The sequence below is a fragment of the Martinezella sp. CNPSo 3795 genome (assembly GCF_057784475.1).
The window spans coordinates 36,784-59,524 of sequence record NZ_JBXSOQ010000007.1 but is presented as its reverse complement, the minus strand read 5'-3'; the positions used below and the strand labels follow the sequence as shown (position 1 = coordinate 59,524).

23 protein-coding genes and 1 tRNA gene are annotated in these 22,741 nt (G+C 59.8%); 17 read left to right on the top strand and 7 right to left on the bottom strand.

Annotated features, from left to right (window positions below; all coding sequences use genetic code 11):
• The first annotated feature begins 20 nt into the window (after nucleotides 1-20).
• Nucleotides 21-1,010, top strand: a complete 990-nt coding sequence (locus tag AC13QY_RS19850; protein ID WP_488493835.1) for an Ldh family oxidoreductase — start codon at nucleotides 21-23, stop codon at nucleotides 1,008-1,010.
• Nucleotides 1,011-1,675: 665 nt separating this feature from the next.
• Here the strand turns inward: AC13QY_RS19850 and AC13QY_RS19845 are convergent.
• From AC13QY_RS19845 to AC13QY_RS19830, 4 genes are all read right to left on the bottom strand, one after another.
• A complete protein-coding gene (locus AC13QY_RS19845) occupies nucleotides 1,676-2,992 on the bottom strand; it encodes a glucoamylase family protein (RefSeq protein WP_488493834.1) in 1,317 nt (438 codons plus the stop codon).
• A gap of 280 nt (nucleotides 2,993-3,272) precedes the next feature.
• Complete coding sequence (locus AC13QY_RS19840; protein ID WP_488493833.1) at nucleotides 3,273-3,836, bottom strand: TetR/AcrR family transcriptional regulator; 564 nt, start codon at nucleotides 3,834-3,836, stop codon at nucleotides 3,273-3,275.
• A gap of 1 nt (nucleotide 3,837) precedes the next feature.
• On the bottom strand, nucleotides 3,838-4,302 hold the full coding sequence (locus AC13QY_RS19835; RefSeq protein WP_488493832.1) for a nuclear transport factor 2 family protein: 465 nt from the start codon (nucleotides 4,300-4,302) through the stop codon (nucleotides 3,838-3,840).
• 83 nt (nucleotides 4,303-4,385) lie between these two features.
• Nucleotides 4,386-5,249, bottom strand: coding sequence for a DMT family transporter (locus AC13QY_RS19830; RefSeq protein ID WP_152094831.1), 864 nt, complete (start codon nucleotides 5,247-5,249; stop codon nucleotides 4,386-4,388).
• A 108-nt stretch (nucleotides 5,250-5,357) separates the two neighbouring features.
• Here AC13QY_RS19830 and AC13QY_RS19825 point away from each other — a divergent pair, with 108 nt between their 5' ends.
• From AC13QY_RS19825 to AC13QY_RS19770, 12 genes are all read left to right on the top strand, one after another.
• Nucleotides 5,358-6,767, top strand: coding sequence for an aminotransferase-like domain-containing protein (locus tag AC13QY_RS19825; protein WP_488493831.1), 1,410 nt, complete (start codon nucleotides 5,358-5,360; stop codon nucleotides 6,765-6,767).
• A 161-nt stretch (nucleotides 6,768-6,928) separates the two neighbouring features.
• Nucleotides 6,929-7,585, top strand: coding sequence for a response regulator transcription factor (locus AC13QY_RS19820; RefSeq protein ID WP_069614823.1), 657 nt, complete (start codon nucleotides 6,929-6,931; stop codon nucleotides 7,583-7,585).
• Nucleotides 7,582-8,958, top strand: coding sequence for a sensor histidine kinase (locus tag AC13QY_RS19815; RefSeq protein WP_113330897.1), 1,377 nt, complete (start codon nucleotides 7,582-7,584; stop codon nucleotides 8,956-8,958). The genes AC13QY_RS19820 and AC13QY_RS19815 overlap by 4 nt, the downstream gene beginning before the upstream one ends.
• 104 nt (nucleotides 8,959-9,062) lie before the next feature.
• Nucleotides 9,063-9,746: an MtnX-like HAD-IB family phosphatase gene (locus AC13QY_RS19810; RefSeq protein WP_113352947.1), complete on the top strand. Its 684-nt coding sequence runs from the start codon at nucleotides 9,063-9,065 to the stop codon at nucleotides 9,744-9,746.
• Between the two features lie 20 nt (nucleotides 9,747-9,766).
• Nucleotides 9,767-11,185 (top strand): aspartate aminotransferase family protein, encoded by a 1,419-nt coding sequence (locus AC13QY_RS19805; RefSeq protein WP_488493830.1) that lies wholly within the window; start codon nucleotides 9,767-9,769, stop codon nucleotides 11,183-11,185.
• Nucleotides 11,186-11,189: 4 nt separating this feature from the next.
• Complete coding sequence (locus AC13QY_RS19800) at nucleotides 11,190-12,143, top strand: arginase family protein (RefSeq protein WP_488493829.1); 954 nt, start codon at nucleotides 11,190-11,192, stop codon at nucleotides 12,141-12,143.
• Complete coding sequence (locus AC13QY_RS19795) at nucleotides 12,140-12,493, top strand: DMT family transporter (protein ID WP_069614805.1); 354 nt, start codon at nucleotides 12,140-12,142, stop codon at nucleotides 12,491-12,493. The genes AC13QY_RS19800 and AC13QY_RS19795 overlap by 4 nt, the downstream gene beginning before the upstream one ends.
• Nucleotides 12,490-13,362, top strand: a complete 873-nt coding sequence (locus AC13QY_RS19790) for a fatty acid desaturase (RefSeq protein ID WP_113330893.1) — start codon at nucleotides 12,490-12,492, stop codon at nucleotides 13,360-13,362. Before AC13QY_RS19795 ends, AC13QY_RS19790 begins: the two co-directional genes overlap by 4 nt.
• Nucleotides 13,352-14,167, top strand: a complete 816-nt coding sequence (locus AC13QY_RS19785) for an alpha/beta fold hydrolase (RefSeq protein WP_113330892.1) — start codon at nucleotides 13,352-13,354, stop codon at nucleotides 14,165-14,167. Before AC13QY_RS19790 ends, AC13QY_RS19785 begins: the two co-directional genes overlap by 11 nt.
• Complete coding sequence (locus AC13QY_RS19780; protein ID WP_488493828.1) at nucleotides 14,148-15,296, top strand: peptidogalycan biosysnthesis protein; 1,149 nt, start codon at nucleotides 14,148-14,150, stop codon at nucleotides 15,294-15,296. Before AC13QY_RS19785 ends, AC13QY_RS19780 begins: the two co-directional genes overlap by 20 nt.
• A complete protein-coding gene (locus AC13QY_RS19775; RefSeq protein WP_113330890.1) occupies nucleotides 15,296-15,727 on the top strand; it encodes a DMT family transporter in 432 nt (143 codons plus the stop codon). The genes AC13QY_RS19780 and AC13QY_RS19775 overlap by 1 nt, the downstream gene beginning before the upstream one ends.
• A gap of 8 nt (nucleotides 15,728-15,735) precedes the next feature.
• Nucleotides 15,736-17,067, top strand: coding sequence for a class I SAM-dependent methyltransferase (locus AC13QY_RS19770; protein ID WP_488493907.1), 1,332 nt, complete (start codon nucleotides 15,736-15,738; stop codon nucleotides 17,065-17,067).
• Here AC13QY_RS19770 and AC13QY_RS19765 read toward each other — a convergent pair.
• Nucleotides 17,008-17,856, bottom strand: coding sequence for a MipA/OmpV family protein (locus AC13QY_RS19765; RefSeq protein WP_113352939.1), 849 nt, complete (start codon nucleotides 17,854-17,856; stop codon nucleotides 17,008-17,010). The two genes, AC13QY_RS19770 and AC13QY_RS19765, sit on opposite strands and share 60 nt — an antisense overlap.
• A gap of 402 nt (nucleotides 17,857-18,258) precedes the next feature.
• On the opposite strand from AC13QY_RS19765, the gene AC13QY_RS19760 reads away from it, so the two are divergent.
• Nucleotides 18,259-19,005: a phosphatase PAP2 family protein gene (locus tag AC13QY_RS19760; protein WP_488493827.1), complete on the top strand. Its 747-nt coding sequence runs from the start codon at nucleotides 18,259-18,261 to the stop codon at nucleotides 19,003-19,005.
• 21 nt (nucleotides 19,006-19,026) lie between these two features.
• On the opposite strand, the gene AC13QY_RS19755 is transcribed toward AC13QY_RS19760, so the two are convergent.
• Both AC13QY_RS19755 and AC13QY_RS19750 read right to left on the bottom strand, forming a co-directional pair.
• Nucleotides 19,027-19,668, bottom strand: coding sequence for a DUF1007 family protein (locus AC13QY_RS19755; RefSeq protein WP_488493826.1), 642 nt, complete (start codon nucleotides 19,666-19,668; stop codon nucleotides 19,027-19,029).
• A 198-nt stretch (nucleotides 19,669-19,866) separates the two neighbouring features.
• A tRNA-Gly gene (locus AC13QY_RS19750) sits at nucleotides 19,867-19,941 on the bottom strand.
• Between the two features lie 244 nt (nucleotides 19,942-20,185).
• Here AC13QY_RS19750 and AC13QY_RS19745 point away from each other — a divergent pair.
• The 3 genes from AC13QY_RS19745 (at nucleotide 20,186) to AC13QY_RS19735 (ending at nucleotide 22,739) form a co-directional block, all read left to right on the top strand.
• On the top strand, nucleotides 20,186-20,695 hold the full coding sequence (locus tag AC13QY_RS19745) for a prolyl-tRNA synthetase associated domain-containing protein (protein WP_488493825.1): 510 nt from the start codon (nucleotides 20,186-20,188) through the stop codon (nucleotides 20,693-20,695).
• Between the two features lie 159 nt (nucleotides 20,696-20,854).
• Nucleotides 20,855-21,826: a thioredoxin gene (gene trxA / locus AC13QY_RS19740; RefSeq protein WP_113420384.1), complete on the top strand. Its 972-nt coding sequence runs from the start codon at nucleotides 20,855-20,857 to the stop codon at nucleotides 21,824-21,826.
• Nucleotides 21,827-22,079: 253 nt separating this feature from the next.
• Nucleotides 22,080-22,739, top strand: coding sequence for an LON peptidase substrate-binding domain-containing protein (locus AC13QY_RS19735; RefSeq protein ID WP_488493906.1), 660 nt, complete (start codon nucleotides 22,080-22,082; stop codon nucleotides 22,737-22,739).
• Nucleotides 22,740-22,741: the final 2 nt, after the last annotated feature.

Sequence of the window (22,741 nt, the reverse complement as noted above, 5' to 3'; positions counted from 1 at the left end):
TGTTTTCAAGGTCTTGTCCCATGTATCTGTCGCTTGCCGAAGCCGAAACATTGGTCATGGAGGCTTTGCAGCGAAACAGGGTCAGTGCCGAGAACGCTCGTTCCGTGGCTGTCGCGCTTGTCGCGGCGGAGGCTGCCGGGCAGGGTGGCCATGGTCTGCGCCGCGTCCCTGCTTATGCCGGCCAGGCCAAGGTCGGCAAGACCGACGGTTTTGCCAGGCCGCAGCTTAGCCGACCTTTTCCCGCCGTGCTGCGCATCGATGCCGGCAATGGCTATGCCTATCCCGCGCTCGATCTTGTCGTTGCCGAGCTTCCAGCCGTCGCCCGCGAACAGGGGATTGCGCTTGCCGCCATCAGCCGCTCCCATCATGCCGGTGTTATGGGCCTGACGGTGGAGCGTTTTGCCGATCAGGGTCTGGTGGCGCTGATGGTCGCCAATGCGCCGGCCTCGATGGCGCCCTGGGGCGGCAAGACACCGGTTTTCGGCACCAATCCGATTGCTTTCGCTGCGCCGCTGCCCGGCGAGGAGCCTGTTGTCATCGACCTGGCGCTGTCGAAGGTGGCGCGTGGCAAGGTGATGGCGGCGCGGCAACAGGGTGCCCCGATCCCGGCTGACTGGGCTTTCGACCGCGAGGGGAGGCCGACCACGGATGCCGAAGAGGCCTTGGCCGGCACCATGATCCCGGCCGGCGATGCCAAGGGTGCGGCACTGGCTCTCATGGTCGAAATTCTGGCAGCCGGCCTGACCGGCGCCAATTATGCTTTCGAGGCCTCCTCGCTCTTCGACGACAAGGGGGCGCCGCCTGCGCTGGGCCATATGATCATCGCGATCAATCCGGCCGCGACGAGTGCTGTGGATACGGCGCAGCGGCTGGCCTTGCTGGCCGGCGAGATCACCCGCGATGCCAGTGTCCGGCTGCCGGGGCGACGCGGTCAGAGTTCGCGGCGGTCGGCGCTGATAGAGGGTATCACCGTCGAGGATGAGGTGATCGCGGCGATCGAGAGGCTTTGAGGCGTCTCGGTAAGCCGCTAACATGGAGAACTCACTCCATTTCGCGCTCGAAACTGCAACATCTTATCGACGAGGTTGATTTCGAAAGTCGATACTTTACCCCTCTCAAAGGACAGCATCTCCGCTGTCTGCCTTGAACACGCCCTGCGAAAGGCTGTGTCGGGAGGGCCATGGACAAATACGTATCGATTCAGATCGACGCAGTTGGGTTGCCCGGTCGAAATTGGGTTGCCATCGGCGTTGCATCTCTCCGTATAGTGATAAATTTGCGCGGTCGCCGAGAGCCGACTTAGAGCAGCGCTCTCGCTGAACATTTCCCACACCAAATAGGTGACCATCGCAGCAACGAAGACGAGCATCCCAACTCTAGAAATAATCCGCGGGATGGTAAGTACTTCAGCATCAGGCATTTTGTGGTTCTCAATATTCAGAGTCTGCGACGGTTTTTGGTGCAACCAAGACGATTTCATATAGTGGAACAAACCACTAGCGTTTTCCATACGACTTTTGGCTATTGTCATAAACAGCGTGTCGATGTGCGGGGAGGGTAGCTAGTTAGCGCGATTGCCCTCTCGTCCCGCATTGCCGACAGAGGACTAAATCAAAGCTAAGGTATATTGTTCCCGTTTTGTGGGTACACCTGATGGCCACCCACAATCCGCCAATCATGCCACCGCAGGCTTCTCGTCCAGCCAGCCGCCGGTGAAGCCGGCGCGTTCCAGGCCGGTGCGAAGGATCGGAGATTGCCGCATCAGGTTCCAGATCATGCCAGTGCGGGCGTTTTCGATCATCATGACCAGCAGGCCCTGGTCGATGGCGACGGAGCGGTCGTCCACCCATCCTTCCGGGCCGGGGCCTTTGACGCTCGGATTGAAGCCGCCGGGGAAACGGCCGTCGAGCAGCAGGTTGGGATAGGTCGAAAGCAGCGCCCGCGTGCCGTCGAGTGCGGCCTGGCGGTCGAAAGCGAGGCAGGACAGCGGTCCCCATGGGGCGATGGTGCCGTCGTCGGGACCGAGCGGGGCGCCGCGGGCGGCATATCCGAAGACCTTCGGGGCATAGCGCAGGCTGTGCTTGGTTCCTGTCGGGTTCGGGCCGTCGCAGGCGGAAAGGCCCCAGATATCCTTCGTATAGCCGACAAAATGGCCAGGATTGCGCTCGGTATAGTCGCGCTGCACTGATATCGCCGTTTGCGTATTGCGGAAATAATCGATGTCCTTGTCGGCGACATGCTTGTCGCGGATGCCGCGAAAATCGATCCAGGCATGCGAGAAGAGGTGGATGAACAGCGGCCCGGCATAGAGGAAGGGCGTGTCCTTGAACATCATCCAGGTGTAGGTCGAGGCAAAGGCGTCGTAGCTTGATGGCGGGACGGGATGCGTGGGCGAGCCGAGCGCCAGCACATAGAGGAAGATCGCCTCGTCATAACCCTGGTAGCGCCAGCGCAGGAAACCGCTGGCCGGCTTCCAGCCCATGCTGATGGTCTGGCCCTTGTTCAAGGCCCAATGCCAGTCGCAGCGCTCATAGAGGAATTTCGCCTGCTTGCGGAGATCGCGCTCGACCTGGCTGTTTCCGGTGAAATAAGCGGCTGCGGTCAGCACGCCGAGCAGCAGCAGACCAGTGTCGATGGTCGAAAGCTCGCTGTTCCAGGCGCGGTTGCCGGTCTCCATATAGAGGAAGTGATAGTAGAAGCCGCGATGGCCGGTGGCGCCACGCTCGGTGCCCTGATCGCTGTTGGCGAAGAAATCCAGGGCGGCCAGCACCCGTTTGGCCGCATCGGCACGGCTAATCCAGCCACGCTCGACGGCGACCGGATAGCTCGACAGTGCAAAGCCGACCGCAGCAATGCTGCAATGGCTCGTCTTGATCGACGTATCCGCCACCAGTCCGTTTTCCGGATTGGTGTAAAGCATGAAATAGTCGAAGGCCGAACGTTGCAATCGGTCGATCAGCGCGTCGTCGGTTTCATTTACCTGCTGCAGCATCTTCTATCCATCTCCTCGATGCTCCCATTCCCTGCTGAACATGGGAGCTTGGATAGTTGCAAATCAAACATGATTAACGATGACATACTTTTGTGGAGGATTCTTTAATATCAGTGGGTTGTTGAGGTGGTCATCCCCAACCCTGAGGGCTTGAAGATGTCCTTTCCAGGTGATTTTCGGCGATATCGCCAGCAGAAGCGCACGAATAGCGGTCGGCGCGAGCCTGTTCGAACAAGGGGCGAAGCATTGGCTATGCTGTGATTCGTGTCGATAAAATGGTTTAGCCGAGCGCCGTTTCCAGCCGTCGCTTCAGCCGCGCCAAGGTTCTGCCAAACACTGCCTCATCTCCAAGGGCTCTGGCAAGGGTCAAAGCGCCCTGTATGCCGATGACGGCCTCTTCGGCGAGCATTTTCGCCTCGGTGCCTGGCGCGCCGGCCCTGAGCAGAGCGCCGGCAAGCGCTTCGATCCAGCGATGGAAATAGTCACGTATAGCGGTGGAAAAGCGATCGCGCGTTTCGTCGAGCGCGAAGGCGCCGATCAGGCAGACCCGGCGGCCGGAGCGGAAATAGCTGTCTGTCGTCTCCCACATGCGGGCAATCGCTGACCGTGGCTCGCCCTCTTCCAGCGGCTTGAACATCTCCGTCACGAACCAGGCATCGATATTGGCCATGATCTCCGCCGCCATTTCTTCCTTGCCGCCCGGAAAGAAGTGATAGAGGCTGCCTTTCGACAATTTCGTGCGGGCGGTGATCTCGCTCATCGACGCACCTTCGTAGCCGAGTTCGCGGAAGACTTCGGCAACGAGGGCGATGGCATCGGATCTTTCGAAGACGGTACGCACCATCTCAAAGGCCGAGGTCGGAGAGGCCGGGATGATTGTCCGGACGGCGGCCGAGCGGCCAGTGGAATTTCCGGTCCTCTTCTCTGATCGGCATGTCGTTGATGGAGGCGAAACGGCGCTGCATCAGGCCGTCGGCATCGAATTCCCAGTTCTCATTGCCGTATGAGCGGAACCAATGGCCGCTGTCGTCATGCCATTCATAGGCAAAACGCACGGCGATGCGATTGCCCTCGAAGGCCCAGAGTTCCTTGATCAGCCGATAGTCCAGTTCACGTGCCCATTTGCGCGTCAGGAATTCGACGATTTCCTTGCGGCCGCGCGGGAATTCGGCGCGGTTCCGCCACTGGCTGTCTTCCGTATAGACCTTGGAGACGCGTTCCGGATCGCGGCTGTTCCAGCCATCCTCGGCCATGCGGACCTTGGCGATGGCGGTTTCGCGGGTGAAAGGCGGGACGAGTGGGGTCGGCATGATGTGCTCCTTCTAAACCGATTTGTCGTTAATAGACGGATCGGTTTAGAAGGTCAAGCGCCGTGATTTGCCGGGTGATGGACTCAATGGGCGAATTTTCGCGCTCCGGCGACGCAGGCGACGACGGCCAGGGTCACGACGAGCATCGACCAGCTGACGCTTTCCTTGAGGAGGGCTGCGGCAAGCGCAAAGCCGAAGAAGGGCTGCAGGAATTGCAGCTGGCCGACAGCTGCAATGCCGCCCTGGGCGAGCCCGCGATACCAGAAGATGAAGCCGATCAGCATGCTGAAGAGCGAGACATAGAGGAGGCCGAGCCAGGCAGGACCGCCGATGCCGTCAATGCTGTGCGGCATGGTCATGAAGCAGAGCGCGACGGTGACGGGCAGGGACAGGACCAGAGCCCAGCAGATGACCTGCCAGCCGCCGAGCCGCCGCGAGAGCACAGCACCTTCGGCATAGCCAAGGCCGCAGATGATCACGGCTGCAAGCATCAGGAGGTCGCCGACAGGCGAGGCCGACATGCCTTGCGCAAGCGCATAGCCGCAGACCAGCGCACTGCCGAGGATGGAGAATATCCAGAAGGCCGGGCGTGGCCGCTCGCCGCCGCGCATCACGCCGAAGATGGCGGTTGCCAGCGGCAGCAAGCCGATGAAGACAATGGAATGGGCCGATGTGACGTGCTTTAGCGCCAGTGCCGTCAAGAGCGGAAAGCCGACGACGCAGCCGAGGGCGACGATGACGAGCGAGGTGATATCGCCGCGGGTCGGGCGCTTTTCGCGAAAAGCGAATAGCAGGCCGAGGCCCAGGAGGCCGGCGATTGCGGCTCGGGCAACCGTCAGGAACAGAGGGTCGAAATCCATCACGGCCACCCGCGTCGCCGGCAGGGAGCCGCTGAAGATGACCACTCCCGCCAAACCATAGATCCATCCTGTCGTCGTCCTGTCCATCGCGCATGCTCCGTCTTGATCTTCGCGGTATCGGCGCATTTGTGTGGCCAAGCCAGAGACGGTGCAGTACAATTCATAGGAACTGTTATGGTGTAAGGGGCAGTACGGATGGATGGTCTGTCGGTGGCAAGCGCAGGCGGCGGCACGCGCATCGAGGGAGTGATGGCTGCGATTTCTGACCGTATCGCCACTCGCAGCCTGATGCCAGGCGCCCGGCTTCCCTCTGTGCGCAGCTTCGCAAAGACGATGCAGGTGTCTGTTTCAACCGTGGTCGAGGCCTATGAGCGGCTTGCCGCAGAGGGCACGATCCGTTCACGGCCGGGTGCCGGATTTTACGTCTGCGGCCCGCTGCCGCCGCTTTCCTTGTCCGAGACCGGAGCAAGATCGGATCGCAACGTCGATCCGCTCTGGATTTCCAGGCAATCGCTGGAGGTGGGAGACGATGTCCTGAAGCCCGGCTGCGGCTGGCTTCCACCCTCCTGGTTGCCGCAGGCGGCGTTGCGCAGGGCGATGCGAACGCTGGCGCGTGGAGACATGGGAACGCTTGCCAATTACGGCACGCCGCTGGGCCTGCCGCCGCTGCGGCAGTTGCTCGCCCGGCGCCTTGGCGAACATGGTATCACGGTGTCGCCGGATCAGATCTTGCTGACGGAATCCGGCACGCAGGCGATCGATCTTCTCTGCCGTTTCCTGCTCGAGCCGGGCGATACCGTGCTCGTGGACGATCCCTGCTATTTCAATTTTCATGCGCTCCTGCGGGCGCATCGTGCCAATGTCGTCTCCGTACCTTTCACGCCCACGGGGCCGGATGTCGAGCTGTTCGGGCAGATCCTCGAACGGCACAAACCACGGCTCTACATCACCAATTCAGCCATCCACAATCCGACGGGTGCGACGCTCTCGCCCGTGACGGCACACCGGCTGCTGAAGCTGGCGGATGCTGCCGGGCTGACGATCATCGAGGACGATATCTTCGCCGATTTCGAGGATGTTCCGGCGCCGCGTCTCGCTGCCTATGACGGGCTCGACCGGGTGATCCATATCGGCAGCTTTTCGAAGACGCTTTCGGCCTCGGTGCGCTGCGGCTTCATCGCGGTGCGGAGGGATTGGATCGACGGGCTCGCCGATCTGAAGGTTGCCAGCAGCTTCAGCTGCGGGCAATTGTCGGCCGAGCTTGTCCATCTCGCACTGAAGGACGGCAGCTATCGCCGGCATGTCGAGGCCCTGCGGGTACGGCTTGCCAAGACCATGGCGGAGGTGTCGACTCGGCTCGAGGCGATCGGCATCGTGCCTTGGCTGAAGCCCCGGGCCGGGATGTTTCTATGGTGCCGGCTGCCGGAAGGGCTCGATGCTGCCGATGTCGCGCGTGGCTGCCTTGCTGAAGGCATCGTCCTTGCGCCCGGCAATGTTTTCAGCCTCTCGGATACGGCCGGACGCTTCATGCGCTTCAATGTCGCGCAGTCGACCGATCCCCGGATCTTCGAGGCGCTGGAGGCCTCCATGCGGAAACTGAGATAGTATTTTCCGCCAGTGGATTGCGGAGCGTTTTCGGCCTGTTCGGAAGATGCAGGACGCCCGCGCTCTTGCCAGGCGGAAATGATCCGTCATAGCTTTGCCACATCGCCGCTCCAATTGCGGCCGATATCGGCTATGAAATATTCGGCTAAATGAGGTTGGTCGTGCGCGTTCTGCTTGTTGAAGACGACAATATCCTCGGATCATCGCTGAAGAAGGCACTGGAAAAGCACGCTTATGGCGTCGACTGGATGCGCGATGGCGAATCCGGCCTCGAGGCGGCGGCGCATTCCCATTTCGCAGCGATCGTGCTCGATATCAATCTGCCGCAGCTGAGCGGCATGGAGGTGTTGCGGCGCATCCGCCAGCGGGGAAATTCCGTGCCCGTGCTGCTGCTGACGGCGATGGATTCCGTGCGCCAGAAGGTCGAGGGCCTCGATGAGGGTGCCGACGACTACCTGGTCAAGCCTTTCGATCTCGACGAGCTGCTGGCGCGGCTGCGCGCGCTCATCCGCCGGCGCGACGGGCGGACTGAAAGCGTCATCCGCTGCGGCGACGTGGAAGTCGACCCCTCTGCCATGGTGGCGCGCAAAGGCAATGTGCAGGTCCATACCACGGCGAAGGAATTCCATCTCCTGAAGCTGCTGATGGAGCGCAGCGGCCGATATGTGACGAAGAACGATATTGAATATGCGCTCTATGACGCGGAAAACACCGTCGAGAGCAACACGATCGAAGTGACGATCTACAATCTGCGCAAGAAGCTCGGCACGGATTTCATCAAGTCGATCCGCGGCGTCGGTTACATGATCGAGCGATGAACAATTCCACGCTTACCCGCAAGCTGTTTCTGCGCATCGCGCCTGTCGTCGTGGTGACGATCGTCGTGATCGCAGCTTTCGCCTTCAACAGCGCGACGCGGGAGATCAACAATATCTACGATGCCCAGCTCATCGACGATGCGAATGTGATCTGGAGCCTGCTGCGCCGCCCGCTGGAGAAGAATCCGGACCATACGGCCAAGCAGATCGACGATATCGACTTCAACATGGACAATCAGCTGGCCTTCAATGAAGACGCCGATGATTATGCCGATGCGCACATGTTTCGCGCCTGGGTCGATGGCAATATCCGCTTCTACAGCAGCACGGCCTTTCTCTCCGATGTACCGCAGCAGAAGGTCGGCTTCACCACGCTGACCTATGGCGGAGACGAGTGGCGCGTCTATTCCCTGCCGATCCCGAACACGACCATCGTGATCGAGCTCGGCGAAAAGATCGCGCTTCGCGAAACGCTCGTTTCCAACATTCTCCTCAATCTGTTCTTTCCGCTGCTGATGCTGGTGCCGGTCATCGGCTTTCTCATCTGGCTCGGCATCAATAGTGGTCTGCGCACCATCCACGGGCTGGTGCGGCAGATCCGCACGCGATCGCCCGATGATCTATCGGCTATCCCCGTTGAAGAGCTGCCGCGCGATCTGCTCCCGCTTGGCCGGTCGATCAATCAGCTGCTGGAAAAGCTCGGCCAGTCGCTGACACTGGAGCGGCGCTTCTCCGACCTTGCCGCGCATCAGTTGCGCACACCCCAGGCGAGCGTAAAGCTGCTTTTGCGGATGCTCGAACACAGCGACAGCGATCACGAGCGGCAGGCGATCATTTCCGATCTCGTGGCCAGCAACAACCGTACCATCCATCTGATCGAGCAGCTGCTGCGGCTCGCCAGGGTCAGCCACCATCCCCTCAATCTGACATCGGTGCCGCTCTATCACTGGATGGCGTCGCTCATTGCCGAATTCGGCAACATCATCACCAGCCGCGAGCTCGAGGTCGTGCTCGAAGGGGACGAGCCGATCCAGGTCAGGACGGACGAGTCGCTGCTACGCATGCTGGTCACCAATCTGCTCGACAATGCCATCAAATACACGCCCGTTGGAGGGGAGATCAAAGTTTCGATCGCTTCGGAGGACGGTTTTGGCTGCATTTCCATCAGCGACAGCGGTCCCGGCATCCCGCCGCATGAGAGGGAAGCGGTATTCCAGCGCTTCTATCGCCTCAACACGCTTCACACGGAAGGGGCCGGCCTCGGTCTCGCTATCGTTGCGGATACGGCGGACCGTCTCTCGGCAACGGTCGATCTTTCTACCTCACGTTTGGGTAACGGTCTTCAGGTCGATCTGAGATTGCCCTTGAGTTAAAAGTACAACGCCTCGTCGTTTTTCATTTTCGCATCATTTTCCGCTCATGCCCGGCTCATCTGAGGTTGTTAGACGCAACTTAGGATTAGGCGAAGGGGTATTTCATGCAGGTGTTTTGCGATTTTGATGGAACCATATCCATCGAAGACGCGACGGATATGGTGTTGTCCCGTTTCGCCGGCCCCGAGTGGGAAGATATCGAGCAGCTGTGGAAGCAGGGGCTGATCGGCTCCGGTGAATGCATGCGCCGGCAGATCGCTCTCATCCAGGCAAGCCGGGGCGAGCTCGACCGGTTTCTCGACACGCTGTCGATCGATTCGGGCTTCGAGAGTTTCCTGTCCTTTTGCCGCCGCGACGAATTGCCTGTCACGATCGTCAGCGATGGTGTGGACTATTTCATCCGGCGCATCCTGGCGCGTCACGGCATCGAGGGTCTGCCGATCGTCGCCAATGTGCTGACCTGCAGCGTTTCGCAGGGCCGCGAATCCTATTCGCTGTTTCCGCCGTTTACGGCGACGGGCTGCGTATCCGGTGCCGGTGTCTGCAAATGCCGCGTCGTCGATAGCAGCGACCTGCACGTCTATATCGGCGACGGGCGTAGCGACTTTTGTGTTTCCGACAAGGTCGACCTCGTTTTCGCCAAGGCCAAGCTTGTCGATTACTGCGAGGAAAACGGCATTCCCTATGTCGGCTTCGAAGACTTCTCCGATCTGCTTCCAAAGATGGAAGCCGTTCTCCCGAGCGTCGAGCGACGCTCCCGTGCACTGCCGCAAGTCAAGACGGCGTGAACCAGACCAAGAGGCATTGAATGAAAACGAATGTAGCCGAAGCCTTCAGCGGCGAGACCGAGTCCGTCCGCTCCGAAGAGGAATTGCGCGCTCTTGAGGAGCTCTATTGCTCCCATGGCGATACGGTTCACTACACGGATAAGCCCAAATTCTTCGAGGAATGCGAAGGCTCCTATGTCTACGATCGGACCGGCACACCGTTCCTCGATCTGCAGATGTGGTACTCCGCCGTCAATTTCGGCTATCGCAACGAGCGCCTGAACGAAGCCGCCCATCGCCAGCTCGACCGTCTCCCGCAGGTCGCGTCGCAATATCTGCATCGCGAGAAGGTAGAGCTTGCCGCACTGATCGCCCAGGATGCCGAGCGTAAATTCGGCCATAAGGGCCGCGTGCACTTCAACGTCGGCGGCTCCCAGGCCGTCGAGGATTCCCTGAAGCTCGTGCGCAACTATACGGGCGGCAAGAGCCTGATGTTCGCCTTCGAGGGCGGCTATCACGGCCGCACGCTCGGCGCCTCGGCAATCACCTCGAGCTACCGCTATCGCCGCCGCTACGGCCATTTCGGCGATCGTGCCCAGTTCGTTGAATTCCCCTATTACTTCCGCGGTCCGAAGGGTATGTCGAAGGAAGAGTACGGGCATTACTGCGTCCAGAAATTCGCCCGCCTGTTCGAAAGCGAATATAACGGCGTCTGGGACCCGAAGGCCGGCAAGTCCGAATATGCGGCCTTCTATATCGAGCCGATCCAAGGCACGGGCGGCTACGTCATTCCGCCGATGAACTTCTTCGTCGAACTGAAGAAGGTGCTCGACGATCACGGCATCCTGCTCGTCGTCGACGAAATCCAGATGGGCGTCTACCGCACCGGCAAGCTCTGGTCGATCGAGCACTTCGGCGTTTCGCCGGATGCGCTGATCTTCGGCAAGGCGATCACCAACGGCCTCAATCCGCTTTCCGGCGTCTGGGCTCGCGAAGAGCTGATCAACCCGACGATCTTCCCGCCCGGCTCCACGCATTCGACCTTCGCCAGCAATCCGATGGGCACCGCCGTCGCGCTCGAAACGATGAAGATGCTGGAAGAGCAGGATTTCGGCGCTGCGATCATGGAAAAGGGCGCGCATTTCCTCGACGGGCTGAAGCAGCTGCAGAAGCGCCATGCCATCGTCGGCGAAGTCGACGGTCTCGGCCTCGCCCTGCGCATGGAAATCTGCAAGGACGACAGCTACACGCCGGACAAGGCGACGATGGACTGGATGTGCGACGAAGGCATGAAGGGCGACCTTCAGGTCGGCGGCAGGACCTACGGCCTCGTGCTCGATGTCGGCGGCTACCACAAGAACGTCATCACCTTCGCTCCGAACCTGCTGATCACCCGCGAAGAGATCGATCTGGCGCTTGCCCTGCTCGATCAGCTTCTGACGCGTGCTGCCCGGAGATAAGACGGTGCAGCTGCTGCTTCTTCATCTCGATGATGCTTTGGAGTTGCAGCCTGACTTTGTGCGCGCCTGCAAATTTGCCGGCGCGCACCAGTATTTCGGCAAGAATGCGGGGCAACAGGTTCGGCTGTGGAGCAAACAGAGCGCCCTTGATGATCTCAGTCGCGAGATCGTCAAGAACAGGCCAACGACCGGCAAGGACCCGCAATTGTGCTTCATGGGCTCCGGCGATTTCCACCATGTCACGGCCTTGCTGCTCGATGGCGCACTCGAGCGACAATCCGGTGCGGCCACACTGATCCATTTCGACAATCATCCGGATTGGGTGAAATTCGACGGCGGCATGCATTGCGGCTCCTGGGTCAATCGCGCCCTTGCCAATCCCTGCATCCAGAAGGTCATCACGATCGGCGTCTGCAGCCATGATCTTCGCAGTCCCGAGCGCAAGGGCGCCAATTTGCACTGGCTTGCTGACGGCAAGCTGGAACTCTATCCTTACGAACATCCGCCGAGCCGCGTACTTGCCGACTACGGTACCGGTGCCAGCTACCGGCAGGAAAGAGGTGCGCTGCACTGGAAATCGATCGTCGAAATCGGCGAGGAAAATTTCATCGACCATATGCTCAGCCGCATTCGCACCGAGGCGGTCTATGTGACGATCGATAAGGACGTGCTGGCCGCCGACGATGCCGTTACCAATTGGGATCAGGGCCGCATGCGATTGCCCTATCTCCTCTCCCTCATCAGCGAAATCGGCAGCCGTCACCGCATCATCGGCGCCGATGTCATCGGGGATTATTCGACCCCGAGTTATGCTGGCAGCCTTCGGACACAGTTCATGAAGCGCGCGGAGATCTTCATCGATCAGCCGCGTATGCGGCAGGGTGCTGAAACGATGAGAAACATCAACAGCGCGGCCAATCATGCCCTGCTGGAGGTGCTGGCGGAGTATATGCAATGACTGGCAGCCTGACACTTCCCATGCTTGGGCTCATCTTGTTCTGCGTGGTCGCGGAAACCGCCCGCGAAGTCTGCTTCAAGCAATCCGCCAGTGAGAACGCCCCCTTTAAGGCACTGGCAAAACCGGTCACCTGGCTCGGCATTCTGCTCTGGGCCGTGGAGCTTTTCGCCTGGACGGCCGTTCTGGAGCACGTGCCACTGACCATCGCCTTTCCGCTGATGGCGATGAGCTATGTCGTCATCGTGCTCGCCGGCGCCGTCATCTTCAAGGAAAACATCAACCTGCGCCACGCGACGGGCGTATTTCTCGTCACCGCCGGTGTGGTTTGCGTGGGAGTCACAGGACTATGAAAATCTTTGCGCACACCCGATGGGATCTGGCACCGGTGCTTGCCGCCGTCGCCCATCTCGCCTTCGACGTCTATCTGATCGTCGGCTTCGAAAGCCGGCCACTTTGGCTCTCGGCCATTCTCGGCTGCCTTTATGCCGTTTCGATCTCCTGGAACATCAACAGCATATCGCACAATTTCATCCACACGCCCTATTTCAAGCCGCGCTGGATGAACTACGGCTTCAGTCTCCTGGAGTCGGTCGCGATCGGCTTTTCGCAGACCTATTATCATTGGGTGCATATGCGCCATCATTCGGGCAATAGCGACCGTCCGAATGAAAAGGGCGAGACGATCGACATGCTCTCGATCTATCGCTATGGCCGCGACGGCCAACCGGAAAACGTCTGGTCCTATACGCTCCTGAGCTTCTTCCGGGACAGCCTTGGCGACATCCACAAAGCGATTGCCCGCAACCGCCCCTTCGATGCGGCTTGGGGGCGTTTCGAGCTCTATTTCTTCTTGGGGCTTGCCGCGGTCGCGCTGATCTACGATTGGAAGGCGGTGCTGTTCTTCGTGCCGTTCTACTATATCGGCAATTGCCTGTCGTCGCTGAACGGCTATTACGAGCATCTGAACGGCGATCCGGACGAGCCGATCGCCTGGGGCGTTTCGAGTCACAAGCCTTTCTACAACTGGCTCTGGTTCGGCAATGGCTATCATGCCGAGCACCATTATCGTCCCCGCACCCACTGGACGAAGCTGCAGGCGCTGCACGAGCAAATCAAGGAAGAGCAGGAAAAGAACGGGACGCATGTCATCAGCACCTGCCATGCGCTTGGCTTCATGGCCAAGGAAAACCGGCAGTCGGAGCTACCTCATGAAAGCTGATGAATTGAGCTTCTTCATGGAGGGCTCAAATGGCAAGGGCGTCCTTCTGGTCCACGGACTGACGGGTGCGCCTGCCGAAATGAAACTGGTGGCTCGGCATCTCAACCGCAGGGGCTACAGCGTCTATGCACCGCTGCTGGCGGGCCACGGCGTCGATGCGAAGACGTTGCGCCAGACCCGCTGGGAAGACTGGCTCGCCTCGGTCGTCGAAGCGTCGGAGCTGCTGGCATCCAGAACGCAGGAGGTCTTTGCCGCCGGCATCTGCGTCGGTGGCAAGCTCGCTATGCTGGCTGCCGAACAGCAGAAGAAGACCATCAGTGCGGTGGCGATCTATTCGCCTTGCTTCAGTTATGACGGCTGGGACGTTCCCTTCTACTATCCGCTGCTGGCCTCGCAGATCGGCTGGCTGTCGCGCGTTCCGTTCCTCGACCGGCTGAGCTTCAGCGAGACCACCTCGCTCGGGATCAAGGACGAGCGCATGCGCCGGCTGATCGAAGGCATGGCGAGCGAAGGGGTTCTGGAAAAATTCCCCGGCAAGGGCCTGGTCGAGATGCATCGGCTGGGTAAGACGCTTCGCAGCCTGCTGCCGCAGATGCAGACGCCGACGCTGATCCTGCATGCCGAGGATGACGATCTCGCCAGCCCGAAGCATGCCCGCTATATTTCCGAGCATATCGGTGCTCCGCATGAGCTGAAATGGATCACGGACAGCTATCATATGATCCATGTCGACCGGCAGCATCGGCAGGTGGCCGATTTCACGGCCGACTTCTTCGAGGCGCGTCATGTCGCAGCCGCTGCTTAAAATCGTGCCGCAGTCGATGGGTGACCCGGTGGCCGAAGTTCACTTCAGCATCCGCGCCATCGGCCGCGACGCATGGAATGCATGCTTCCCGAATGACGTCGAGGATTATGATTGCCTGCTGGCGATCGAGGAAGCCGGCCTCGAAGGATTCGAATGGCGCTATATCACCGTTACGGAGGGTGGGCGCGTGAGCGTCGCCATGCCGGCCTTTCTCTGCCTCTACGCTCTCGATACGACGCTGGATGAGGGATTCCTGCGCCGGTCCGTGCGCAGGGTGCAGCGATATTTTCCAGGTTTTCTGAAGCTGCGCCTTGCATGTTTGGGATCGCCCTGCACCGAAACCGGTGCGATCGGCTTTCATCCCGACATCCCGCAGGAGCGTCGTCGCGTCCTGCTGACGGAGATGTTGTCCTTCTTCGAGCAGGTTGCCGTGACGGAGCGGTGTGCGCTGATTGGTCTCAAGGATATCCCGGAGCAGGCTTCGGCCGAGTTCGGCGATCTGTTTGCCGCGCGCGGCTATGCCTCGATCGGCGCTCTTCCGACGGCGTGGCTCGACATCGATTTCAAGACGATCGACGAATATCTCGCCAGGCTTTCGGCTGGCACCCGCAAGGATATGCGCCGCAAGATGAAATCCTTCGACCAGGTCAGGGTGGAGATGCGGACGGATTTCGGCGAGTTCCTGCCTCAGGTGATGGCGCTCTATCATGATACGCGCAATCGCAGCGAATGGCAGTTCGAGGAGCTGACTCCTGCCTATTTCCAGGGCATTCTCGCCCATATGCCCGGCCGCTCTTTCTGCGCCTTCTATTTCGTCGAGGAGAAGCTGCTTGCCGCCAATCTGATCGTGCATAACGAGCGCGTGGCTATCGACAAGTTCTTCTGCATGGATGGGGAAAAGGGCCGGCCCTATAATCTCTATTTCATCAGCTGGTTTACCAATCTGCGTTACTGCCTGGAGAACGGCCTGGGCCGTTATCAGAGCGGGCAGGCTCACTATGCAAACAAGGTGCGCCTCGGCAGCAGGCTGACCGCCAATGCGATGTATTTTCACCATCGCAATCCCTTGCTTCAGAGTGTGCTGCGACTGGTATCGCCGCTGTTCTCGACAGACGAGGCGGATGCGTAATGCCCAATATGCGGTTTTTCTGGCTTGCCGTGCCGGTGTTGAGCACCCTGTACCAAGTCCTCATCAAGCTCGGCGCCGGGCAATTGCACGATGAAGGTATGCAGGCATGGCTCTGGCAGGCTCTCTCCTCTCCATGGATACTGGTGGCTATCGCCATCGAGATCGTCGGTTTCTTCATCTGGATGAGTGTGCTGGCCGAGCTCGATCTCAGCCGCGCCTTTCCGCTGACGGGCATCAGCTATGTGCTGATCGTCGCGACCGGCTGGTTCGTCTTCGGCGAGCGGGTGGTCGCCCTGCAGATGGTCGGCAGCGGCTTGATCCTGACGGGCGTCTGGCTGATTGCAGGCGCCGGTGTCGAGACGGAGGAGCATCATGAGGAATTGGAGCCGAAGCAGGAGGAACTGCGTACGGGGACCGGCAAGGATAGGTGATGTCCAACATGCAAGCTGACAACCGCCCCAAGGGCAAAACCCCCGCCATTTTCTCCAGCCTTGTCGACTGGTGCCTGAAACGCGGACTTTCCTCCATTGTCACGCGGGGCGCGCTGACCGTGACCACGGCAAGCGGCCGAGTGCTGACCTTCGGCGACGGCACGGGCGCGCCGGTCCATGTCCGTTTCACCGATGACCGTGCTGAATGGGCGCTCCTCATCGACGCCGATAAGCGGCTGGGCGAACTCTATATGGATGGTCGCTTTATCGTCGAATGCGGCACGCTTTACGATTTCGTGGCGATGATGCTGCGTGAGGGGCAGAACAGCACCCACCCTCTTATTGCCCGCATCATCGATCATATCCGGACCAAGCTCAGGATCTTCCGCCATCGTAACCTGCCCGGGCGCTCGAAAGCCAATGTCGCCCATCATTACGATCTCGACGGCCGGCTCTACGAGCTCTTCCTCGATCAGGACCGGCAATATTCCTGCGCCTATTTCGAGCATGCCGACCAATCGCTTGATGACGCGCAGATCGCCAAGAAGCGGCATCTCGCCGCCAAGCTTTTGATCGAGCCGAACAACAGCATCCTCGATATCGGCTGCGGCTGGGGCGGCCTCGCGCTGCATATGGCCGAACATGCGCCGGGCGGTTACGTGCTTGGCGTGACCCTCTCAGAGGAGCAGCACGACTATGCCTCCAAGCGGGTTGCCGACAGGGCCAGGGGAACGCCGGCTGAGGTGCAATTTGCGCTGAGGGACTATCGCAGCCTGACCGGCCGCTTCGACAGGATCGTTTCCGTCGGCATGTTCGAGCATGTCGGGCTTGCGTCCTATCGCACCTTCTTCCGTAAGTGTGCTGAGCTGCTGGAGGATGACGGCATCATGGTGCTGCACACTATCGGCTGTTCGGCAACCCCGGGCTTCACGACGCCGTGGCTCGACAAATACATCTTTCCAGGCGGTTATATTCCGGCTCTGTCGGAGATCGTGCCGGAGATCGAGGCGGCGGGGCTTGCCGTCACCGATGTCGAGGTGTTGCGGCTGCATTATGCCAAGACGCTGGAGGCGTGGCGGGAGCGTTTCATGGCACGTTGGGACGACGCCGCCAAGCTCTACGACGAGCGCTTCTGCCGCATGTGGGAATATTATCTTTCGACGGCGGAGGCCGCCTTCCGCTACGAGGATCTCGTCGTCTTCCAGATCCAGATTGCCAAGCGAAATGACATCATTCCGCTGACGCGCAATTATATCGCCGAGAATGAAGCGCGCAGCGCTTCAAAACTTGACGTTGAAGGTTCTATTGAGCGTAAAGCCGATGATGTTCTGGTCGGGTGAGCCGAAGCGCGAGGTGATCGGGCTGTCGGCCGCATCGCCCACCAGACGGTTATATTTTCCGTAAACCTGTACGCTCCATTCCGGCGAGATCGTATAGGTCGCAGCCACGGTGAAGCCGACCGATTTCACGCCGGCACCGGCATCGAAGGCATTGATATGGCCATGCCTCGCGGCTTCACTTTCCGAGATGCCGAAGTTGGTGCGCATATAGACCGAATTTGCCATCGACAGGCGAGGGCCGGCGGACAATAGCCATTTGTCTCCGAGCGGCTGGAACCAATCGAGGGCGAAATCGCCGACCAGTCCATCGCCGCCCCAAAGCGACTGGCGGATCTCCGTGCGGAAGCGGAGCCGATTATCCATGAGCCAATATTGGGCGAAGCCGCCCGCATCGAAATTCCAGCGCACCTTGCGCTGGCTTTGCAGATGCAAATCATTGAGATCGAAGCGATCGTCTCTCAAGCCGACCACAGGGCCGATTTCGAGGCCTCCGAGATCGAAGAGCTGGTAATCGAAATTGTCGTCCGGGGCACTGTATTCCTGCGCCTCACCCAAACGGTGAATATCGAAGGACGGCAGGGCACCGAAGGTATAATGCTTCGATCCCTCATAGCTCGGGCCATATTCCACGGTCGCGCCAAGCGTCACGACCCAGGTATCGGATGAGGATTTGGCTGCATCGTCCGCCCTGGATGAGGCGGGAAACATGCCGACAATAGACGCTGCCAGCAGCCCCGTTCCGGCCAGCGCAGACAGCCGGGCGGAGAAAGATGTCCCAACATTTAACACTCTGAAAACACCTGATGCCTGATCGCCCCTGCAGCACTACTAGCACAGCTCGCGGCCTGGAAAATAGCGGAAAGTTCGAAAGCAAACACGTCGTCTAACCTGTTGCCGAATTGCCTTTTGCACGGCTCGTGGAGGCGATGCTGGTCTGGTTCATTGACGGTATCCTTTATCGTGATCCTTGAGCAGGAAACGACGCCGACCACATCCTCCCTGCGCCGGCTGCAGCAAATTCGCGTCAAGATAGAGACAGTTTATTTCACGAACCTGAAGCGCCTGCGGCACCGAACATAGCATCGCGGCTTTGATTGATTGGAACCCGCGCATTTTATTCCTAGATAGGGTTTGTCCGGGCTTTGTTCGTGGACGAAACGATATGAGAGCAGGCAAGGCGGGTTTTAGCGTATGAAGGATCGGCCGTTAGGCACATCGGGTATTCCTGGATGGTTGAACCGCTATGAGCCCTTGCTGCTTGTAATGTTCGCCGCACTTTCGGGCGGAATTCTTCTTTTCATCTATCTCACAGGAGAGGTGCTCGAAGGCAGCACGAAGGGATTCGACGAGGCGATCCTGCTGGCGCTTCGTCAGCCCGGCGATCTCTCTGTGCCGATCGGTCCGGGTTGGCTGACCCATGCGGTCAAGGACATAACAAGCCTCGGCGGAACGACTGTGCTTGCGCTGATGACGGCGCTGGTGACGATCTATCTGTTGCTCGACCGGCAGCGCGCCATCGCCATCTTTATCCTCGTTTCTGTGCTGGGCGGATGGGCGCTGAGCGCAGCCTTGAAGGTTGGTGTCGCGCGGCCGCGGCCGGATATCGTACCGCATTTGGTCGAGGTTCACGATCTAAGCTTTCCGAGCGGCCATGCGATGGTGTCCGCCGTGACCTATCTGACCCTTGCCGCGCTGATCTCAGGCACGCGAACCTATCGCTCGACCCGGGTCTTCATCGTCGCGGCCGGTATTCTGCTGACGTTGATGATCGGCGCGAGCCGGATCTATCTCGGCGTGCATTACCCGACCGACGTCCTCGGCGGCTGGTGTGCCGGTGCGAGCTGGGCGCTCGCCTGCTGGATCATCGCCCGCCGCTATATATCGCCTGCTGCAAGCGGCAAGAGGCCTGCCGAAGACGACGGTCCGCCTTTCGAGTGAGGGAAGGTGTCCTTGGCAGGATCAGCACTGGACTTCGAGCCGCGTCGCCACCAGCAGCGAGTAGTCCGTGCCCTTGGGATCGCTGAAGAACATGCTTGTCAGCGCGGCCTGGTTTTCCGCCATGACTTCCTTGGGGTTGGGTCTGATGACCTTGCGCTTGCAGCGGCCGAAGGCCGGTCCCGATGTGCTCAAATCGTTGTCGGTGGCGAAATCGACCGCCGTATAGAGCGTCTTGTCGTAGATCCCGAAGATGGTGGTTCCCTTGAGAAAGGTCTTCTGCTCCGGCTTCAGCGAAAAGGTCAGCGTCAGCGAACCATCCTTGTAGTCCGCCTGGATCGCATCCGGCTTGGCCATCGGCACTGTTTTGCCGTTGCTGGTGACGTTCGTGTAGTAATCATACTGCGCCAGCGAATCCCGAACCGTCTTTCCCACCGCCTTGAGCTCGGTTGCGCTCAAAGCTTGGTCGCCGCTCTTGCCGTAATCCATAAGGACGGAAGAGGTGAACACTTCGTCGAAGCTCCAGACATTGCGCAGCTCGCTGATCGAGCCATCGGGCGCCGAGACGACCTCGAATTTGGCATCGATGAAGATATGCGGATGGGCAAATGCGGGAACGGGCAGAAGCAAAAGCATCGCCATCAGCAGGGAGGTTTTTCTTTTCATGCGTGCAATACCAAGTTCCATAAGCCCATCCGATGCTCAGACCTGAACGTTAAATGAGACTGATTTGAGACCCTGGGCGCGCGGGCAAGGCATAGATGCAAGGGAAGGAAACAGGAATACGCAAACTTGCCTTTTCGGCAAAATGCCAGCCTCGGCCTGAGCCGTGACTTCTTCTCTTCGAGAAAGATCTTGGAAAACTGGAGCGGGCGAAGGGATTCGAACCCTCGACCCCAACCTTGGCAAGGTTGTGCTCTACCCCTGAGCTACACCCGCTCATTCCCGTCGCGATCCGGGGTAGTGTGTTGGACCGCTGGGCGTCGTCTTGCGGCGACGGGCGCTATATGGCCTAACCATTTTTCAAATGCAACAGGGAAATGACGAGTTCGCGAAGAAAAATTGCATCTTCTTTTCGCCAACCATTGGAAAGCCCGGAAACGCCGGGCTTTGTCGTCTCGAAGATTGCAATGAAATTGTGGGCGACGTATCAGGGGCGAACCATTTTTGATTGCGAGACGTCATGACAGAGACCAGCCCGAAAACCCGCGACGATCTTTTCCGATTCCTGGATGGGCTCGGTATCAGCCATACGACCAAGGATCATGCTCCGGTCTTCACCGTCGCCGAATCGGTATCGCTGCGTGACGAAATTCCGGGCGGCCATACGAAAAACCTCTTCGTGAAGGACAAGAAGGATAATTTCTTCCTGCTGACCGTCGAGGAAAACGCGACGGTCGACCTGAAGACCGTGCACACGCTGATCGGTGCGGCCAGCAAGGTGTCCTTCGGCAAGCCGGAAAAGCTGATGGAATATCTTGGCGTCATCCCGGGCTCCGTCACGGCCTTCGGCGCGATCAACGACATCGCCAACAATGTCACCTTCGTTCTCGATTCCGAGCTGATGGCGCATGACATCGTCAATTGCCATCCCCTGTCGAACGATGCGACCACCTCGATTGCCAGCGGTGATCTCCTGCGCTTTATGGAGGCGACGGGTCATACGCCGCTAGTCTTGAAAGTGACGAGCTAACGTACGATTTTAACGCTAAGATTATAGCGGTCGGCTTCTCTTCGGATTGTCCGGTCGCTTTGGCCACTTCATGAAGCGTGCTGGCAGGCGAACCTCGTCGTCTCGTCTGGAGATCATGCTTCTCACAAAATCAAGGATGCCGGCAGGCGGGAGACACTCATGAGCGGTTCGAACAATCCCTATAACGCTTCCTTCGGCGGGCAGATGTCGGCCTCGGCATCCTTCGGCGCCACGCCAGCCGCTGGCGGCGCTTCGCCGATCAAGGATACGACGACAGCGACCTTCGCCAAGGACGTTATCGAGGAATCGCGCAACCAGCCGGTGCTGGTCGATTTCTGGGCGCCCTGGTGCGGCCCGTGCAAGCAGCTGACGCCGGTGCTCGAAAAGGTCGTCACCGAGGCGAAGGGCCGCGTCAAGCTGGTCAAGATGAATATCGACGATCATCCCTCGATCGCCGGCCAGCTCGGCATCCAGTCGATCCCGGCCGTGATCGCCTTCGTTAACGGCCGCCCGGCCGATGGCTTCATGGGTGCGGTGCCGGAAAGCCAGGTTCGCCAGTTCATCGATCGCCTCGGCGGTCCCGCTGGCGGCGACGATCCGGCAGCCGAGATTGCTGCCGTTCTGGAAGAGGCAAGCGGCCTGCTTGCCGCCGGCGACGTCAATGGCGCGGCCGAGCTTTTTGGCGCGGTGCTGCAGGCGGACCCGGAAAATGCCAAGGCGCTCGCCGGCATGGCCGAATGCATGATCGCCGCCGGCCAGAGCCAGCGCGCCCGCGAGGCGCTGGCCGATCTGCCGGAGACGCTCGCCAACGATGCCGGTATCCAGGCCGTGGTCAAGAAGCTCGACCAGATCGACGAAGCCCGCAAGCTCGGCGATCCTGTGGCGATCGAACGGGAACTGGCATCCAATCCCGACAATCACGAGCAGCGCATCAAGCTCGCCAAGATCCGCAATGTCGAAGGCAAGCGGGAAGAGGCGGCCGATCATCTTCTGACCGTCATGCGCAAGGATCGCAGCTACGACGATGACGGCGCGCGCCGCCAGCTGCTGGAGTTCTTCGAGGTATGGGGTGCCAAGGATCCCGCCACGATCGCGGCGCGGCGCAAGCTTTCCTCTATTCTGTTTTCGTAACGGGTCAGTTGTCCTACGAGCATGGCGATCACGCGGAACCTTCCGGGCGATCGCTTGTTAGACGGCCGTCCTATGTATCCGGCAAACGGCTCCCATCGGCGTTTTCATCGAAAATACTCTTGTGTTTTCGGCAGACGGGCTCACATTGTCGGTGACGCGGCGCAAAAAGGGGCGATGACCGCGAATGTGTGTCGTTCCTGCGCGGCTCACTGCGGCGCGCAGCGCGTCGGGTCGATCTAGCGGGATGGAAAAGATGCAAGTCGGCAATGCGAGATATCTGAAGCCGGGCGATCTGCCCGAATCGGTGGTCGTCTTTCCCTTATCCGGCGCGCTGCTGCTGCCCGGGGCGCAACTGCCGCTCAATGTCTTCGAGCCTCGCTATCTCGCCATGTTCGATGCAGCCATCGCCGGAAATCGTTTGATCGGCATGATCCAGCCGGCGCTGGGAGAGCCGCCGGATTCGTCCAATCTGGCGCATGTCGGCTGCCTCGGACGCATCACCTCCCTCTCGGAGACCGGCGATGGGCGTTATATCGCTGCGCTGACGGGCATATGCCGTTTCCGGCTGATGGATGAAATCACTGCCCACCAGCCCTATCGCACATTCCGCATCACCCCCTTCATCTCGGACCTGAAATCCCATCACGAGGAAGGCACGGTCGATCGCCCGGCACTGCTTTCGGCTTTCCGTGCCTATCTGGAGGCCAACAGGCTGGAGGCAGATTGGGAAAGCGTCGAGCGGGCCGACAACATGATGCTGGTCAATTCGCTATCGATCATGGCGCCCTTCGATCCGGCTGAGAAACAGGCCCTTCTCGAGGCGCCTGACCTGAAGACCCGGGCAGAAACCTTCATCGCCATCGTCAAAATCGTGCTCGCCGGCTCCGGCGACACCGATTCCCTGCTGCAGTAGGA

Bases quoted from the DNA above. Each gene is read 5' to 3' on its own strand.
- AC13QY_RS19770 (WP_488493907.1), top strand. From the start codon at position 15,736: ATGCAAGCTGACAACCGCCCCAAGGGCAAAACCCCCGCCATTTTCTCC.
- AC13QY_RS19845 (WP_488493834.1), bottom strand. From the start codon at position 2,992: ATGCTGCAGCAGGTAAATGAAACCGACGACGCGCTGATCGACCGATTG.
- AC13QY_RS19790 (WP_113330893.1), top strand. From the start codon at position 12,490: ATGAAAATCTTTGCGCACACCCGATGGGATCTGGCACCGGTGCTTGCC.
- AC13QY_RS19780 (WP_488493828.1), top strand. From the start codon at position 14,148: ATGTCGCAGCCGCTGCTTAAAATCGTGCCGCAGTCGATGGGTGACCCG.
- AC13QY_RS19735 (WP_488493906.1), top strand. From the start codon at position 22,080: ATGCAAGTCGGCAATGCGAGATATCTGAAGCCGGGCGATCTGCCCGAA.
- AC13QY_RS19795 (WP_069614805.1), top strand. From the start codon at position 12,140: ATGACTGGCAGCCTGACACTTCCCATGCTTGGGCTCATCTTGTTCTGC.
- AC13QY_RS19785 (WP_113330892.1), top strand. From the start codon at position 13,352: ATGAAAGCTGATGAATTGAGCTTCTTCATGGAGGGCTCAAATGGCAAG.
- AC13QY_RS19775 (WP_113330890.1), top strand. From the start codon at position 15,296: ATGCCCAATATGCGGTTTTTCTGGCTTGCCGTGCCGGTGTTGAGCACC.
- AC13QY_RS19830 (WP_152094831.1), bottom strand. From the start codon at position 5,249: ATGGACAGGACGACGACAGGATGGATCTATGGTTTGGCGGGAGTGGTC.
- AC13QY_RS19825 (WP_488493831.1), top strand. From the start codon at position 5,358: ATGGATGGTCTGTCGGTGGCAAGCGCAGGCGGCGGCACGCGCATCGAG.
- AC13QY_RS19760 (WP_488493827.1), top strand. From the start codon at position 18,259: ATGAAGGATCGGCCGTTAGGCACATCGGGTATTCCTGGATGGTTGAAC.
- AC13QY_RS19815 (WP_113330897.1), top strand. From the start codon at position 7,582: ATGAACAATTCCACGCTTACCCGCAAGCTGTTTCTGCGCATCGCGCCT.
- AC13QY_RS19850 (WP_488493835.1), top strand. From the start codon at position 21: ATGTATCTGTCGCTTGCCGAAGCCGAAACATTGGTCATGGAGGCTTTG.
- AC13QY_RS19805 (WP_488493830.1), top strand. From the start codon at position 9,767: ATGAAAACGAATGTAGCCGAAGCCTTCAGCGGCGAGACCGAGTCCGTC.
- trxA (WP_113420384.1), top strand. From the start codon at position 20,855: ATGAGCGGTTCGAACAATCCCTATAACGCTTCCTTCGGCGGGCAGATG.
- AC13QY_RS19745 (WP_488493825.1), top strand. From the start codon at position 20,186: ATGACAGAGACCAGCCCGAAAACCCGCGACGATCTTTTCCGATTCCTG.
- AC13QY_RS19840 (WP_488493833.1), bottom strand. From the start codon at position 3,836: ATGGTGCGTACCGTCTTCGAAAGATCCGATGCCATCGCCCTCGTTGCC.
- AC13QY_RS19755 (WP_488493826.1), bottom strand. From the start codon at position 19,668: ATGAAAAGAAAAACCTCCCTGCTGATGGCGATGCTTTTGCTTCTGCCC.
- AC13QY_RS19835 (WP_488493832.1), bottom strand. From the start codon at position 4,302: ATGCCGACCCCACTCGTCCCGCCTTTCACCCGCGAAACCGCCATCGCC.
- AC13QY_RS19810 (WP_113352947.1), top strand. From the start codon at position 9,063: ATGCAGGTGTTTTGCGATTTTGATGGAACCATATCCATCGAAGACGCG.